Genomic DNA, 14,012 nt, shown 5'->3' with positions numbered 1-14,012 from the left:
AGCGTTTCAGTCGAGCAGTTCGGGGCCGAGCGTCGGGTCGAGATCGCGCGGGCGAGTCAGTTCGGTCAGCCGGGCACAGCCGATGTCGATATCTTCCCAGCGGTCGATCGCGCATTCGAGCACGGCAAAGGTCGCCGTCGGAAACTTCTGTTCGACGATCGCGCGCAAAGGGCTGCTCCCGTCATCGGGCACGAGGTCGAAGATCAGGTCTTCGAGTCCCGGATTATGCCCGACCATCAACAGGCTGTCCGGATCGCCCGACACTTCGCGCAAGAGATCGATCAGCGTCGCCGAACTGGCCAGATAGATCCGGCGATCCCATTCCACCGGAAACGTGCGGCCCCAGGCGCGGCTGGCGATTTCGATCGTTTCGGCCACGCGCACGGCGGGCGAGGCGATGATCCGGTCGAAGCGCCAGCGACCATCGCGCACATGCCGCCCCATCGCGGCCGCGCCGCGTTGACCGCGCGCATTGAGCGGTCGATCGAAATCGCGCGCGCGCGCATCGGACCAGTCGGATTTGGCATGGCGGAACAAGGCGAGCGTCTTCACGCAGGGTTCCCGGACGTTGGCGGCGCGGTCACGCCGGATGTTGGATCGGATGACATGGCGGAGGGGCCAGAAACGACTGGCTCAGAAACACTGGCTGCGATGCTTTGTAAAGCGACATCAAGCGTCACCCGGCGCACCGGCGTTCCGGCGGGGAAGGCCCCGATCAGGCGCGAAGGAAACGCCGCCGACAGGACGACGAACGCGCCGCGATCCTGTCCGGAGCGGATCAATCGACCAAAAGCCTGCGCCAGCCGCGCCCGGATGATCGCATCGTCATGCGCTTGCCCGCCGCCGGCCAGGCGCCGCGCGCGATGCAGAATCGACGGTTTGGGCCAGGGGACTTGCTCCATCACCACCAGCCGCAGCGAATCGCCCGGCACATCGACCCCGTCGCGCAAGGCATCGGTGCCGAGCAGCGAGGCGCGCGGATCATCGCGAAAGATGTCGACGAGTGTGCCGGTATCGATCGGATCGACATGCTGGGCATAGAGCGGCAGCCCGGCGCGCGCGAGCCGGTCGACGATCCGCCCGTGGACCGCGCGCAGGCGGCGGATCGCGGTAAACAGCCCCAGCGCGCCGCCGCCCGATGCCTCGATCAGCCGGGCATAGGCCCCGGCGAGGGCGGCGATGTCGCCGCGCGGAACATCGGTGACGATCAGGACTTCGGCCTGCGTCGCATAGTCGAACGGGCTGTCGACAGCGAACCGGCGCGGCTCGATTGCCAGATGGCGCGCGCCGCTGCGCGCGATGGCCGAATCCCAGTCATGCTCGAACGCCGCGCCTTTGGCATTGCGGTCGCACAGCGTCGCGCTGGTCATCAGCACGCCATGCGCCGGGGCGAGCACGGTTTCGGCAAAGGGCTTCATCGGATCGAGATAGCGGCGATGCAGCCCGACATCCCATTCGCGCCCTTCGGAGCGGTCGACCGCCAGCCAGTCGACGAAATCGGGGTCGGCGGGCCCCCCCAGGCGAGCGAGCAGCGCAATCCAGCCCGACAGCAAGTCGCAGCGCCACTGGATCGATCCGCGCGCGCCCTCGATCCGTGCGCGCGCCGCGCCGTCAAGCCAGTCGGGCGGATCGGCCAGGATCGCGTCGAGCCTTGCGCCGAGCCGCACCAGCGGCTGGCGCAAGGCTTCGAGTGCGTCTTCGGCGGCGCCCGCGATCGCGATATACGCGCCGTCGAGCCCGGCCGCCTCGGTTTCGAGGCCATAGCCCGCCTCCTGTCCGCCGCTTTCGTCGCGGGCATGGACCACGCCGCGCGTTGCCGCGAGCAGCGTTTCGATCGGCCCCGAGGGCGTGCCTTCGCCAATCCGCGCCAGCCAGCCTTCGCCGGGCAGCGCTTCGGCGGCTTTGCGCGCGCGGGTGATGGCGAGCGCGCCGTCGTCGTCATAGCTGGCCACGTCGGCGAGGCGGGCGGCCAGGCCGCGGCGACGACCGCGCGATTTGCCCTCGGGCCCGATCACCCAGCGGCGCAGCTCGATCGTTTCGGCGCCGGTCAGCGCGGCGGCGAATGTCGAATCGGCGGCATCAAAGACATGATGGCCTTCGTCGAACACGATTCGCGTCGGCTGGGCACCGCTTTCGCGCCCTCTTGCGGCGTTGATCATCACCAGCGCGTGATTGGCGATGACCAGATCCGCCTCGGCCGAAGCGCGCGCGGCGCGTTCGATGAAGCATTTGCGGTAATGCGGGCAGGCGGCATAAATGCATTCGCCGCGCTGATCGGTCAGCGCGGCAATCCCCCGGCGGCGAAACAGCGTGCCCAGCCAGCCGGGCAAATCGCCGCCGATCATGTCGCCATCCTGGCTATAGGCGGCCCAGCGCGCGACCAATTGCGCCAAAATCGCCGGGCGCCCCTGAAATCCGCCTTGCAGGGCGTCTTCGAGATTGAGCAGGCAGAGGTAGTTTTCGCGCCCCTTGCGCACCACGACGGCGGGGCGTTCGCCTTGCGCTCGGTCGGCAAAGGCGCGGCGGCTTTCGCGGCGCAACTGGCGCTGAAGAGCTTTGGTATACGTCGAAACCCAGACGGTGCCGCCGGTGGCCGCGCTCCACAACGAGCCCGGCGCGAGATAGCCCAGGGTCTTGCCGGTGCCGGTGCCGGCCTGCGCGAGCACGACATGCGGCGCCCGCGCACGACCGCGCGGGGCAAAGGCATGCGCCGCTTCTTGCGCAAAGGCGCGTTGCGCCGGTCGATCTTCGGCATCGCTGCCGGCGATATGGGCCAGCCGCGCGGCGATTGCCGCCTCGTCGAGCACGACTTGCGCGGGCTGGGGGCGGGGTGGGGCTTCTTCCCATTCGGGCAGGCGGGTAAACAGCCAGCGTTCGGCGCGTTCGGGGCGGCGGATCGACTGGCCCAGCAAAGGTGCCCAGGGCCAGTGCAGCCGGGCCATTGTCTGAAGCACGGTCCAGGCGCCTTCGCGCTGCGGCCATGCGGGCCGCGTGGTCTCGGTAATCAGCGCTGCGGCGGCCAGCCGCAGAAAGCCGGGCACTGCCGCATCGCCCTTTGGTTCGGGCAATTCGAGCGCATGGGCCAGACCGCGCGGCGTCGGCACCACGAAACGGGCGGGAAAGACAAAGGCAAACAGTTCGAGCAAGTCGAGCCCCGAAAGATCGGGATAGCCCAGGCGGCTGGCCACCAGCGGCGCATTGAGCACGATCAGCGGGGTATCGGCGGCGGCGACGATCGCCTCGCCCTTGCTGATTTCACGCGCGGCCCCGGCGCGCGCGTCGTCGATCCAGCAGCCGCCATGGCTGGCATGCAGCGCCGGCAGTGCCAGCGGTACGATAGCGGGAGCTGGGGAGGAGGCGGGCGGGGGCGAATCCATCGGCAACCCGTCTGGCGCGGGAGCGGACGAAAGTAAACGTCGTGGCCGGCTTGGCGGGGGATTGCCCTGCCTGGCCCTTAACAACCGGCGCAGCGTGTCGTTCTACCCGCACAGGAACCCTTTGGATGCGGCCGGCACTGCCCCGCATGTCGCGCCAAAGGGGGCCGCCCATAGTGGAGAATGGGAACCATGACAGTCATCAACACCAACATTGCCGCCGTGCAGGCGGCCAATGCCTCGAACAGTGCCGCGCAATTGACCTCGCAGTCGATGCAACGCCTGTCGACCGGTCTGCAGATCAACAGTGCCGCCGACAATGCGGCAGGCCTTGCCATCGTCAACACGATGACGTCGCAGATCGACGGCATGCAGCAGGCGGTTTCCAATGCCAATGACGGCGTCTCGCTGGCGCAGACCGCCGGCGGCGCGCTGAGCGAAGTGACCAACATGCTGCAACGCATCCGCGAACTGGCGGTGCAGTCGAGCTCGGGCACGTATGAGGCGTCGGATCGCCAGTCGATGCAGACCGAAGTCGCCAACCTGACGCAGCAGATTTCCGGCATCTTGTCGACGACCACGTTCAACGGGGTCAATGTCTTCAATGTCACGTCCGGAGCGCCCGCGACCGACGGCAGCAACGATGTGAAATTCACCATTCAGACCGGCGCCAACAACGGCGAAAACGTCGTTATCGACAGCCCCGCGTTCAACGGTTCGCAGCTGTTCGGCATCACTGGCGGCGCGGGCAATACGACCTATAACAGTGCGAGCGGCACGACCGCAGCGATGGACGTATCGACCCAGGCCGGCGCGGCAACCACGATCACCAATGTCGATGCCGCGATTGCCGAGGTCAACGCCAACCAGTCTTCGCTGGGCGCGGCGCAAAACCGGCTGACTTCGGTGGTCAACAACGTCAACACCAACATCACCAATCTGTCTGCGGCGCGCAGCCGCATCCAGGATACCAACTATTCGACCGAAACCACCAATCTGGCCAAGGCGCAGATCCTGTCGCAGGCGTCGACCGCGATGATCGCGCAAGCCAACCAGAGCCAGCAGAATGTGCTGTCGCTGCTCAAAGGGTAAGGCCTTTGCGCACCATTCTCCCGGTTTGCGGGGCCGCGTTTGCGCGCGGCTCCGCTTGCGCGCCGCGTGTCGGCGGGGAGTCGGGCAGGGGGGCTTGCATCGGCGCGCGGCTTGTGCCCTTAGACTGGGTCGATGGGAAACGTTGCTGCTGCCGTCGAAAAGACCTGGCTTACCGCCGACCGCCTGCTCGAGGATTCGTTCCGGCTGGCCAATCTGATCGCCGATTCCGGGTTTACCCCGACGCATATCGTCGGCATCTGGCGCGGCGGCGCGCCGGTCGGCATCGCGGTGCAGGAATTGCTGGAATATCGCGGGATCGAGACCGATCATATCGCCGTGCGCACCAAGTCCTATGCCGGGATCGACCAGCAGAGCGCCGAAGTCCACGTCTATTCGCTCGGCTATCTGATCGATACGCTTTCGCCCGATGACCGGCTGGTGGTGGTCGATGACGTGTTCGATTCGGGCCGATCGATCGAGGCGTTCCTCCGCGAGCTCAAGGCGCGGTGTCGCCACAACACCCCGCGCGAAATCCGCATCGCCACCGTCTACTGGAAGCCCCGGCGCAACAAGACCGACTTGCGCCCCGATTTCTATGTCCACGAAACCGACGAGTGGCTGGTTTTTCCGCACGAGATCTGCGGTCTGACCGAAGACGAGATCCGGGCGCACAAGCCTCAGGCAAGCCTCATCCTGCGCGATTGAGCCAGGCCGCACCGGGCGCCGGAGATGGCGCCAATTTGGCAGCGGATCGGACAAGCCGCTTTTCATCGGCAGGCCGCGCGCTAGGTTCGTGCCTGAAGATTGGGACACGATCCATGCGCGCCAGCCTGTTTGCCTTGATCCTTTGCGCCATCATCCCCGGTGGGCGCGCCAGCGCGCTGGACGATCAGACGGTCAAGCTGACCCGCGCGCCCATAGGCACACCCATCGTGGTGACGCCGGGGCAGGAATTTTACGCCCAGGTCGAAGCAGAGCCGACTCCGGCTTATCACTTGCAGGCCCCTTTCAAGAGCACCATGCCGGGCACCATGGGGTTGCCCTTCGGCTTTGCCGTCGACGCCGACACTTTGGTGTTTGTCTATGAAAGTCCGTCGGGCTGGGATTATTTCATCCCTCCCAACCACCAATATCGCGCGTGGCACAGCCTGCTCGGCTCGGTCCTGCGCGATGGCGATACCGTTGGCCTGCGGGTTGGCCCGGCCGGGCAGAAGGAGTGGTTTGTCGACAATTCCCGCTATGCAAGGCAGCCCAAGCTGTGGACCCGACCGATCGCGCCGACAGATCCTGCGCTCAAGCCGACCGAGGTGGATTTCATCACCGAGCAGGCGGTGGAGCGACTGATCTATCTCGGGTTGAGCGGACGGGATCGCGCAAAGATACGCTTTGCCAAAGTGACAGCGCGAAGAACCAAAAATGTCGATTTTACATTTCCGCTCGATGCCGAAGGCAGGGGCGTTGGCGCGGTGAATGGGGCCGAATTCACGATCAAGGCGGTACGGACCGAGGCGGTCATCACCGTGATCAAGGCCATGACATCGGATGTGGGGCGGCCTTTGCCCGCGCCACCCACGCAGAACGTTGGTGCCGCGCCCGCGATTTAGAGCGCGCTGCCAACGCAGCCCTTGCAAAACCGGGCGTAATCGCGAATGGCCCGATGGCTATGACCGATAACGCCCAAACCGAACCCGCCATTTTCGACAACGCCGTTCTGGAAGCGGCCAAGGTGTCCAAAGCCTGGCCGTTCGAAGAGGCGCGCAAACTGATCAAGCGCTATCCCGACGGCAAGCGCGATGCGACCGGTGCGCTCGTGCCGGTGCTATTCGAAACCGGCTATGGCCCCTCGGGGCTGCCGCATATCGGCACGTTTCAGGAAGTCTTGCGCACGACGCTGGTGCGCCGCGCCTATGAAGTGCTGACCACCGATGCGACGGGTACGCCCGCGCCGACGCGGCTGGTCGCCTTTTCGGACGATATGGACGGTCTGCGCAAAGTGCCCGACAATGTCCCCAACAAGGATTTGCTCACGGCCAATCTGGGCAAGCCGCTGACGCGCATTCCCGATCCGTTCGGCACGCACGAGAGCTTTGCCCATCACAACAACGCAAAGCTGCGCCAGTTTCTCGATCGCTTTGGCTTTGACTACGAATTCGTCTCGGCTTCGGATCGCTACAATTCCAGCGCGTTTGACGAAGCGTTGAAGAATGTCCTGCGCCATTATGACGAAATCATGGCGATCATGCTGCCGACGCTGCGCGAGGAACGGCGCAAGACGTATTCGCCGGTCCTGCCGGTTTCGCCCACGACCGGCGCCGTGCTGCAAGTGCCGATCGAAGTGGTCGACGCCGATGCGGGCCTCGTGCGCTTTACCGATGCCGACGGCAGCGTGATCGAGCAGAGCATTCTGGGCGGCTGGTCAAAGCTGCAATGGAAAGTCGACTGGGCGATGCGCTGGGTCGCGCTTGGCGTCGATTACGAAATGTGCGGCAAGGATCTGACCGACAGCGCCACGCAATCGGGCCGGATCGCGAAAGTGCTCGGCGGGCGACGCCCCGAAGGCCTGATCTACGAGCTGTTTCTCGATGAAAAGGGCGAAAAGATCTCGAAGTCGAAGGGCAACGGGCTGACCATCGAGCAATGGCTCGAATATGGCTCGGAAGAATCGCTCGGCTTCTACTTGTTCCGCGAACCCAAGAGCGCCAAGTCGCTGCATGTCGGGATCATCCCGCGCGCGGTCGACGAATATTGGCAGTTCCGCGAAAAGATGCCCGCGCAGCCGGTCGAGCAGCAATTGGGCAATCCGGTCTGGCACTTGCTGCGCACCACCGGCTATCGCGGCGGCGCGGGCGAAAGCCTGCCGGTGACCTTTGGGCTGTTGCTCAATCTGGTCGGCGTGCTCGGCGCGGGCGCGAGCCGTGATCAGGTCTGGTCCTATCTTGGCAACTATGTCGCCAATGCCGATCCGGCGGCGCATCCCGCGCTTGATACGCTGGTGACATGCGCGCTGGCGTATAACCGCGATTTCATTGCCCCGACGCTCAAGCGCCGTGCCCCGGCGGCCAACGAGGCGGCGGCGCTGGCGGCGCTCGACGCGGCGCTGGCGGGCATGCCTGCCGATGCCGGGGCCGAAGCGTTCCAGACCGTCGTCTACGAAGTGGGCAAGGATGAAGCGTTCGGCTTTGAAAGCTTGCGCGACTGGTTCAAGGCGCTTTACGAGACGTTGCTCGGATCGTCGCAAGGGCCGCGCATGGGCAGCTTCATCGCGCTTTACGGATTGGCCAACACGCGCGCCCTGATTGCCGAGGCGCTGGCGGTCTGAGCCGCGATCCAGCGACGGATCTTGGCCTCCAGGACGGCCAGCGGCAGCGCGCCGCTGTTCAGCACCTGATCGTGAAAGGCGCGAATGTCAAAATTCGCGCCCAGCGCCGCGCGGGCTTCATCGCGCAGGCGCTGGATAGTCATCGCCCCGATTTTGTAGGCCAGCGCCTGCCCCGGATTGGCGATGTAGCGATCGACTTCGGCGGCGGCATCGATCCGGCCAATGCCTGAATTGTCGAGCATATAGGCAATCGCCTGATCGCGGGTCCAGGCGCGGGTATGCAGCCCGGTATCGACCACGAGCCGCATCGCGCGCAACATCTCGTCATCGAGCGTGCCCCAATGTTGCATCGGGTCGCGATAGAGCCCCATGTCATAGCCCAGCGTTTCGGCATAGAGCGCCCAGCCTTCGACATAGGCGGCATTGCCGCCAAACCGCTGGAAATCGGGAAGCGCCGGATTTTCCTGCGCGAGGCTGATCTGAAAATGATGCCCCGGCGCGCCTTCGTGCAGGTAAAGCGTGGAGATCCCGGTCAGGAACCGATGCTGCCAGTCATAGGTGTTGTACCAGAATATGCCGGGGCGGCTGCCATCGGGCATGCCTTCGCTATAGCTGCCGCCGGCTTCGAAGCGGGCGCGATAATCGGGGTAAGGCTGGATCTGCAGCGGCGTCGAGGGCAGATGCAGGAAATAGCGGGGCGCCAGTCGCGCGACTTTTTCGCCGACCGCGCGAAAGCCAAGGCCAAGGTCATCGGCGCTTTTCGGGTGAAACCGGGGGTCGCTGCGGATCACTTCGAAAAAGGCCCTGAGCGGCACGGCAAAGCCAAGCTCGTGCTCGACGCCCTCCATCTCTCGCTGAATCCGCGCAACTTCGCCAAGCCCGGTCTGGTGTACGGCTTCGGGATCGAGATCGAGCGTGGTCTCTTCGCGCACGAGCAGGCGATAGAGCCCGGTGCCGCCGGGGATTGCCGACAGGCCCACCGATTCGCGCGCGGCGGGCAGATATTCGTCGGCCAGGAACGCGCGCAGCTTGCGATAGGCGGGATAGACCGCATCACGGGTCGCAGCGAGAAAGGCGCGATCGAGCCGGCGCCGTGTCGCGATCGGGGTATGGCGCGGCAGGTGTTGCAGCGGCGCCATGAACAGCGAGCGTTCGGGCGGCCGGGCGAGGATCGCGTCGATCTCCGCGATCATGGCGATCACGGTCAGGCGCGGCTCGACCACACCGCTGGCGATGCCTTCGCGAAACCGTGCCTCGGCGTTGGCAAACAGCACCGGCAGCGACCGTTCGAGATCGAGCCGCGCCGTGACATCGGCATACGTGCGCAACGAGCCGCCTTCGCTGGTTGCCGCCATTTCCGGGAACTCGACCGGAAAGCCCATGAAGTGATTGAACGGCTGCACACCCAGCAGCGCCTGCGCCGCAGGAGCCAGAAAGGCGCGCTGTTCATCGAGCGTCTGGCGGAAGATATCGTAGGACAGGCGGCGCTGTTCATCGAGCGCCTGGGGATCGATCGCGGCAAGCTGCGCCAGCGAATGGTCGATCACCGTGCGCTGCCGCTCGGTCAGCGCCGGGGTAAAGGTCAGCACGAGCAAATCGTGCGGCACGGCTTCGCCCCGCGCCAGTGCGCCCAGCGGGTCGAGGGCCTGCTGGGCACGGCTGTCCTCGGCAAACAGGCGATCGAGCCGGTCGGCCGTCGATGCCGCAACATCGGGCGTGACGGGCGCGGGCTCTGCAGCGGGCAGAGCGGGGCGCGCCGTCGTCGGCGGCGTATCGTTCGCGATCGCGACGGCGGGCGCGGGCTCCGGCGGGCGCGATGACGCGGTCTGGACCGCGCACCCTGCCAGCGTCAGCGTGCAGATCAGCCAGACCGGGGCCCAAATCCGCGCAGGCCGCCCCTTCAGGACCATGCGTGCGCCCGATACCATTTGGTCAGCACGTATTTGATCCCGCGCATGACAGGCATGCCGGCGTGAAGCGTGCGCGGATTGGGGCGCCCGTCGCGGGCCATGTTGTTCCACACCAGCAGAACCCCGGCCTGGGGCGGGATCGTCAGGTCGATCTTGGGAAAGTTGGTCGCGCCGCCTTCTTCGACCGAATTGAGATAGCCCATCGCCGTCCAGCTGCGTTGGCCGCCGCGCTTGCGTTCATCGTCCCAGTATTCGTGTTTGGCGACGAAGTAATCGAAATGATGCTTGAATTCCTGACCGACTGCGTAGCGTTGGCCCTGCAGGGTTTCACCCAGTGCCGGGTCAAGGCCGAGCAGGTCGTCGATCCGGCGCTGCACCATGCGGATGAACGGATCGCCCGGATCGACATCGCCGGTATAGCTGGTGCGCCCGCCGTCGATATTGCCGTTGTAGGTGGGCGAGGGCCGGGCAACGCCGTCGACGATGGTCATCAGGCGACGGCAGTCGACGTCTGACAGAAAGTCGGCGACGGCATAGATTTCGATTCCCTCGACCGGCAGACGATAGGCCGACGGGTCGGCATCGAGCCGGGCACGCACGATTTCGCCGGCGCGTTGCAAATTGGTGCGATCGGGGTCGCGGGCGGCGGAATTGAACGAAAAAACCATGACAGCGCAAGTTCATGGCCCATGCCGACAATAACGGCAAGAGGGTCGAAAATAAGGTGTCGAAGCCGATGCTGCAGGAGTTATCTGGGTGTGTTTTAGTCCATTACGGACAAATCCCATTGCAAAATCACGAAAAATCTCCTGAGAGTTTGGTTAACGCGGTAAGGCTGGAAGTAACTGGTCTTAAGTGGGGCACTCGGTCGTTGTCCTGTCCATGTTGGTCGGTCCGTATTGGTCGCCGGGCCAACTGGCGGAAGCAATGATCAGGTTTTCATGTCTCTGCTTGTCGGTTGGCAAGGGATGGCCCGTTTGACGGAGACGACACACTTGGACGTCCGTTTTGATATGGAAAGCCGGTATCTGCGCCGGGCAAAGTTGGTATACAGCGCACGTCGACGGCGAGATGCCGCAGTGGGTATCTCCGGCCTGTTTGGCGAGCCGGCATGGGACATCCTGCTCGACGTCTACATTGCCCAAAAGAGCCGGCGCGAAATCCAGGTCTCAAGCGTCTGCATCGAAGCGGGGGTGCCCTCGACCACGATCCTGCGCTGGCTTGCCCGGCTGGAACAGGAAGGGCTGATCTATCGCGCTTCTGACAATGTCGACGGACGGCGCCGCTATGTCCGGCTGACCGAAGCGGGCAATGCGCTGATGGACCGTGTGCTCGATGCGCTCAACGTCTGCGAATAAGAGCCTGATCCGAAAGTCTGCGGGTCGGCCTGGCGGGTCTTTTCCGCGCCAGTTTCGTCGTGATTTTGCCACGATGAAACCGCGCCCGATCGCGTTGAACGGTGATTACCAGAATACGTTGTACAAAACGTCGACCGTTTGCCCGGTGTCGATGTCGATCAACAGGCAATCGTTGTAATAGCGTACCCAGCGATAGGGGCCCCAGACCGGCGGCAAGTGGTAAGCGCCCGGGTCTTCGATCCAGTAGCGTTCATCAAGGAACGCTTCATCGAGCATATAGCCGATGCCGATGCGCGAATAGGCATAGCCGCCATAGGGCGGATAGTAATAGCCCGGATGGAACACGTCGCGATGGGCGCCGCGCCAGCCGACCCAGTCAAAGCGGCGATCGTTGCGCCAGCCATTGTTCCAGCGCCCGCCACGTTCCCCGCCATAGCCGCGATCACCTCCATAGCCGCGTTCACCGTATCCGGCGCCCCTGCCTGCATAGCCTTGCGCAGCACCGTATTGCCCCTGATAGCGCGGCGCCCGATCATTCCCGCCTTGATAACCGCGTGCGGCATAAGGCTGAGCGGGATAGCCGGGCGCATGCGCGCCATGGGCTGTGCCGGATCCGCGCCAGTTGGCCCCGCCCGCATTCGCCGTCCAGCCACCGCCGCGTGTTGCCTCGGCGCCGCGCACCGGGGGAGCATTGTGCCAGGCCGGGGCTGCCGCCTGCGGTGCATAAGCGGGTCGTGTCGTCGGCATTGCGCCACCGCCGCGCGCGCCTTGCGGTGCCGGTCGCGGCGCATTGGGCGCAGCGTGCGATCCGCCCCGCCAGCCGCCGCGATTGCCCGCATGGTCCGGTTCTCCGGCCAGCGCGGCCCCTGGCGCAAAAGCGAGCGCCAGAAGCACAGCCAAGATCGGCATTGTCGTCGAATGGGCAATCAAACGGGCAGTCGAATGGATCGGCGCCGCCATAGCCAGTCTCCCGAGCAGGACCTGTCGCCTGGCGCGGGCCAACGCCCTGACCGACCAGATTGCGACTCAGTATGTGCTACGGGGTATTGCGTAGGCCTGCTGCACGAATCCTGAACCGGTCAGGACGGGCAGGATCTCTGTCCGATTTCGGGAAACAGGGGGCGCGAGGCGCCCCCTGCATCGGGTCAGCGCGACAGCTTTTTATAGGCCAGCGGAGTCGGACGGTCGGCGGCATCGCCGAGGCGGCGGCGCTTGTCTTCTTCATAGGCGGCGAAGTTGCCTTCGAACCATTCGACGTGGCTGTTGCCTTCGAACGCGAGAATGTGCGTCGCCAGACGATCGAGGAAGAAACGGTCGTGGCTGATGACGACCGCGCAACCGGCGAAGTTTTCGATCGCTTCTTCGAGCGCGCCGAGCGTTTCGACGTCAAGGTCGTTGGTCGGTTCGTCGAGCAGCAGCACGTTGCCGCCGGTTTTCAGCATCTTGGCCATGTGGACGCGGTTGCGTTCACCGCCCGACAGCTTGCCGACGTTTTTCTGCTGATCCTGGCCCTTGAAGTTGAACGCGCCGACATAGGCCCGCGTCGAGGTGTCGAAGCCGTTGACTTTCATGTAGTCGTGCCCGCCGGAGATTTCCTCCCAGACGTTCTTGGCCGGATCGAGCGCATCGCGGCTCTGGTCGACATAGCCCAGCCGCACGGTCGAGCCGATCTCGATCGTGCCGGTATCGGGTTGTTCCTTGCCGGTGATCAGCTTGAACAGCGTTGATTTACCCGCCCCGTTGGGGCCGATGACGCCGACAATGCCGCCCGGCGGCAGAAGGAACGACAGGTTTTCAAACAGCAGCTTGTCGCCATAGGCCTTGGAAATGCCCTTGGCCTCGATGACTTTGCCGCCCAGACGTTCGGGCACCTGAATGACGATCTGCGCCTTGCCGGGGCTGCGGTTGTTCTGGCTGGCGACGAGTTCCTCGAACTTCTTGATACGCGATTTGGACTTGGTCTGGCGACCTTTGGTCCCGGCGCGGATCCACTCGAGTTCGTCGTTGATCGCCTTCTGACGACCGGTGGCTTCGCGGTCTTCCTGTTCGAGCCGCTTGGCCTTCTTTTCGAGATACGTCGAATAGTTGCCTTCGTAGGGGAAGTATTTGCCCCGATCGAGTTCGAGAATCCAGCCGACCACATTGTCGAGGAAATAGCGGTCGTGGGTGATCATCAGCACCGCGCCGGCATATTCCTTGAGGTGATTTTCCAGCCATTCGACGCTTTCGGCATCAAGGTGGTTGGTCGGTTCGTCGAGCAGCAGGATCGACGGCTTCTGGATAAGCAGGCGGGTCAGCGCGATACGGCGACGTTCACCGCCCGACAGGTTTTCGACCGACCAGTCCGACGGCGGGCAGCGCAGCGCTTCCATCGCGATTTCAAGCTGGTTGTCGAGCGTCCAGCCGTCGACCGCGTCGATCTTGCCCTGAAGCTCGCCCATTTCGTCCATCAGCGCGTCAAAATCGACGTCTTCCGGCGGATCGGCCATGATGTTGGAAATTTCGTTGAACCGGTCGACCAGGTCGGCGACTTCGCGCGCGCCGTCCTTGACGTTTTCGAGCACGGTCTTGTTCGGATCGAGCTGCGGTTCCTGCGCCAGATAGCCGACGGTGATGTATTCGCCGGGCCAGGCTTCGCCGGTATAGTCGGTGTCGATCCCGGCCATGATTTTCATCAGCGTCGACTTGCCGACGCCGTTGGGCCCGACGATCCCGATCTTTGCGCCCTGATAGAACTGCAAATTGATATCGCTGAGCACCGGCTTTTGCGCGCCGGGAAAGGTCTTCGTCATGTTCTTCATGACGTAGGCGTACTGGGCGGCCATGGTCGTCCTTTGGGAATGCGCGTGTTAGGTTCTGGCCGCGCTCTACAGGGCGCGCGCGGGCGCTGCAAGCTCGGGTGCAATTTCCGGTTCGCGTACCCGGCGATCGTCCATACTCTTGATATACCCGTTCGTGC

At 64.4% G+C, this 14,012-nt stretch carries 11 protein-coding genes; 5 read left to right on the top strand and 6 right to left on the bottom strand.

Annotated features, from left to right (window positions below; translation table 11 throughout):
- Positions 1-6: 6 nt before the first annotated feature.
- Entirely contained in the window at positions 7-552 is a 546-nt protein-coding gene (locus AQZ50_RS13830; RefSeq protein WP_067747067.1) for a SixA phosphatase family protein, read from the bottom strand.
- Entirely contained in the window at positions 549-3,377 is a 2,829-nt protein-coding gene (locus AQZ50_RS13825; RefSeq protein WP_067747066.1) for an ATP-dependent DNA helicase, read from the bottom strand. Before AQZ50_RS13825 ends, AQZ50_RS13830 begins: the two co-directional genes overlap by 4 nt.
- A gap of 189 nt (positions 3,378-3,566) precedes the next feature.
- On the opposite strand from AQZ50_RS13825, the gene AQZ50_RS13820 reads away from it, so the two are divergent.
- From AQZ50_RS13820 to AQZ50_RS13805, 4 genes are all read left to right on the top strand, one after another.
- Entirely contained in the window at positions 3,567-4,466 is a 900-nt protein-coding gene (locus AQZ50_RS13820) for a flagellin N-terminal helical domain-containing protein (RefSeq protein ID WP_067747065.1), read from the top strand.
- A 132-nt stretch (positions 4,467-4,598) separates the two neighbouring features.
- Entirely contained in the window at positions 4,599-5,171 is a 573-nt protein-coding gene (locus AQZ50_RS13815; RefSeq protein ID WP_067747064.1) for a phosphoribosyltransferase, read from the top strand.
- Between the two features lie 113 nt (positions 5,172-5,284).
- Positions 5,285-6,070: a hypothetical protein gene (locus AQZ50_RS13810; protein ID WP_067747063.1), complete on the top strand. Its 786-nt coding sequence runs from the start codon at positions 5,285-5,287 to the stop codon at positions 6,068-6,070.
- Between the two features lie 59 nt (positions 6,071-6,129).
- Positions 6,130-7,785, top strand: coding sequence for a lysine--tRNA ligase (locus tag AQZ50_RS13805; RefSeq protein ID WP_067747062.1), 1,656 nt, complete (start codon positions 6,130-6,132; stop codon positions 7,783-7,785).
- Here AQZ50_RS13805 and AQZ50_RS13800 read toward each other — a convergent pair.
- Positions 7,734-9,695, bottom strand: coding sequence for a DUF885 domain-containing protein (locus AQZ50_RS13800; protein ID WP_231730298.1), 1,962 nt, complete (start codon positions 9,693-9,695; stop codon positions 7,734-7,736). The two genes, AQZ50_RS13805 and AQZ50_RS13800, sit on opposite strands and share 52 nt — an antisense overlap.
- A complete protein-coding gene (locus AQZ50_RS13795) occupies positions 9,686-10,363 on the bottom strand; it encodes a prolyl hydroxylase family protein (RefSeq protein WP_067747060.1) in 678 nt (225 codons plus the stop codon). The genes AQZ50_RS13800 and AQZ50_RS13795 overlap by 10 nt, the downstream gene beginning before the upstream one ends.
- 411 nt (positions 10,364-10,774) lie before the next feature.
- Here AQZ50_RS13795 and AQZ50_RS13790 point away from each other — a divergent pair, with 411 nt between their 5' ends.
- Positions 10,775-11,053 (top strand): winged helix DNA-binding protein, encoded by a 279-nt coding sequence (locus AQZ50_RS13790; protein ID WP_231730297.1) that lies wholly within the window; start codon positions 10,775-10,777, stop codon positions 11,051-11,053.
- Positions 11,054-11,158: 105 nt separating this feature from the next.
- Here the strand turns inward: AQZ50_RS13790 and AQZ50_RS20125 are convergent, their stop codons facing one another.
- Together AQZ50_RS20125 and ettA are read right to left on the bottom strand one after the other, a co-directional pair.
- Positions 11,159-12,013, bottom strand: a complete 855-nt coding sequence (locus AQZ50_RS20125) for an RcnB family protein (protein ID WP_231730296.1) — start codon at positions 12,011-12,013, stop codon at positions 11,159-11,161.
- A 185-nt stretch (positions 12,014-12,198) separates the two neighbouring features.
- Positions 12,199-13,878, bottom strand: coding sequence for an energy-dependent translational throttle protein EttA (gene ettA, locus AQZ50_RS13780; protein WP_067747058.1), 1,680 nt, complete (start codon positions 13,876-13,878; stop codon positions 12,199-12,201).
- Positions 13,879-14,012: the final 134 nt, after the last annotated feature.

The sequence above is a fragment of the Novosphingobium sp. Fuku2-ISO-50 genome (genome assembly GCF_001519055.1).
Taxonomy (GTDB): Bacteria; Pseudomonadota; Alphaproteobacteria; order Sphingomonadales; family Sphingomonadaceae; genus Novosphingobium.
Note: the sequence above shows the minus strand (reverse complement) of the source record. Positions and strands in the feature narration are given on the sequence as shown.

Bases quoted from the DNA above. Each gene is read 5' to 3' on its own strand.
- AQZ50_RS13825 (WP_067747066.1), bottom strand. From the start codon at position 3,377: ATGGATTCGCCCCCGCCCGCCTCCTCCCCAGCTCCCGCTATCGTACCG.
- AQZ50_RS13820 (WP_067747065.1), top strand. From the start codon at position 3,567: ATGACAGTCATCAACACCAACATTGCCGCCGTGCAGGCGGCCAATGCC.
- AQZ50_RS13815 (WP_067747064.1), top strand. From the start codon at position 4,599: ATGGGAAACGTTGCTGCTGCCGTCGAAAAGACCTGGCTTACCGCCGAC.
- AQZ50_RS13810 (WP_067747063.1), top strand. From the start codon at position 5,285: ATGCGCGCCAGCCTGTTTGCCTTGATCCTTTGCGCCATCATCCCCGGT.
- AQZ50_RS13805 (WP_067747062.1), top strand. From the start codon at position 6,130: ATGACCGATAACGCCCAAACCGAACCCGCCATTTTCGACAACGCCGTT.
- AQZ50_RS13800 (WP_231730298.1), bottom strand. From the start codon at position 9,695: ATGGTCCTGAAGGGGCGGCCTGCGCGGATTTGGGCCCCGGTCTGGCTG.
- AQZ50_RS13795 (WP_067747060.1), bottom strand. From the start codon at position 10,363: ATGGTTTTTTCGTTCAATTCCGCCGCCCGCGACCCCGATCGCACCAAT.
- AQZ50_RS20125 (WP_231730296.1), bottom strand. From the start codon at position 12,013: ATGGCGGCGCCGATCCATTCGACTGCCCGTTTGATTGCCCATTCGACG.
- ettA (WP_067747058.1), bottom strand. From the start codon at position 13,878: ATGGCCGCCCAGTACGCCTACGTCATGAAGAACATGACGAAGACCTTT.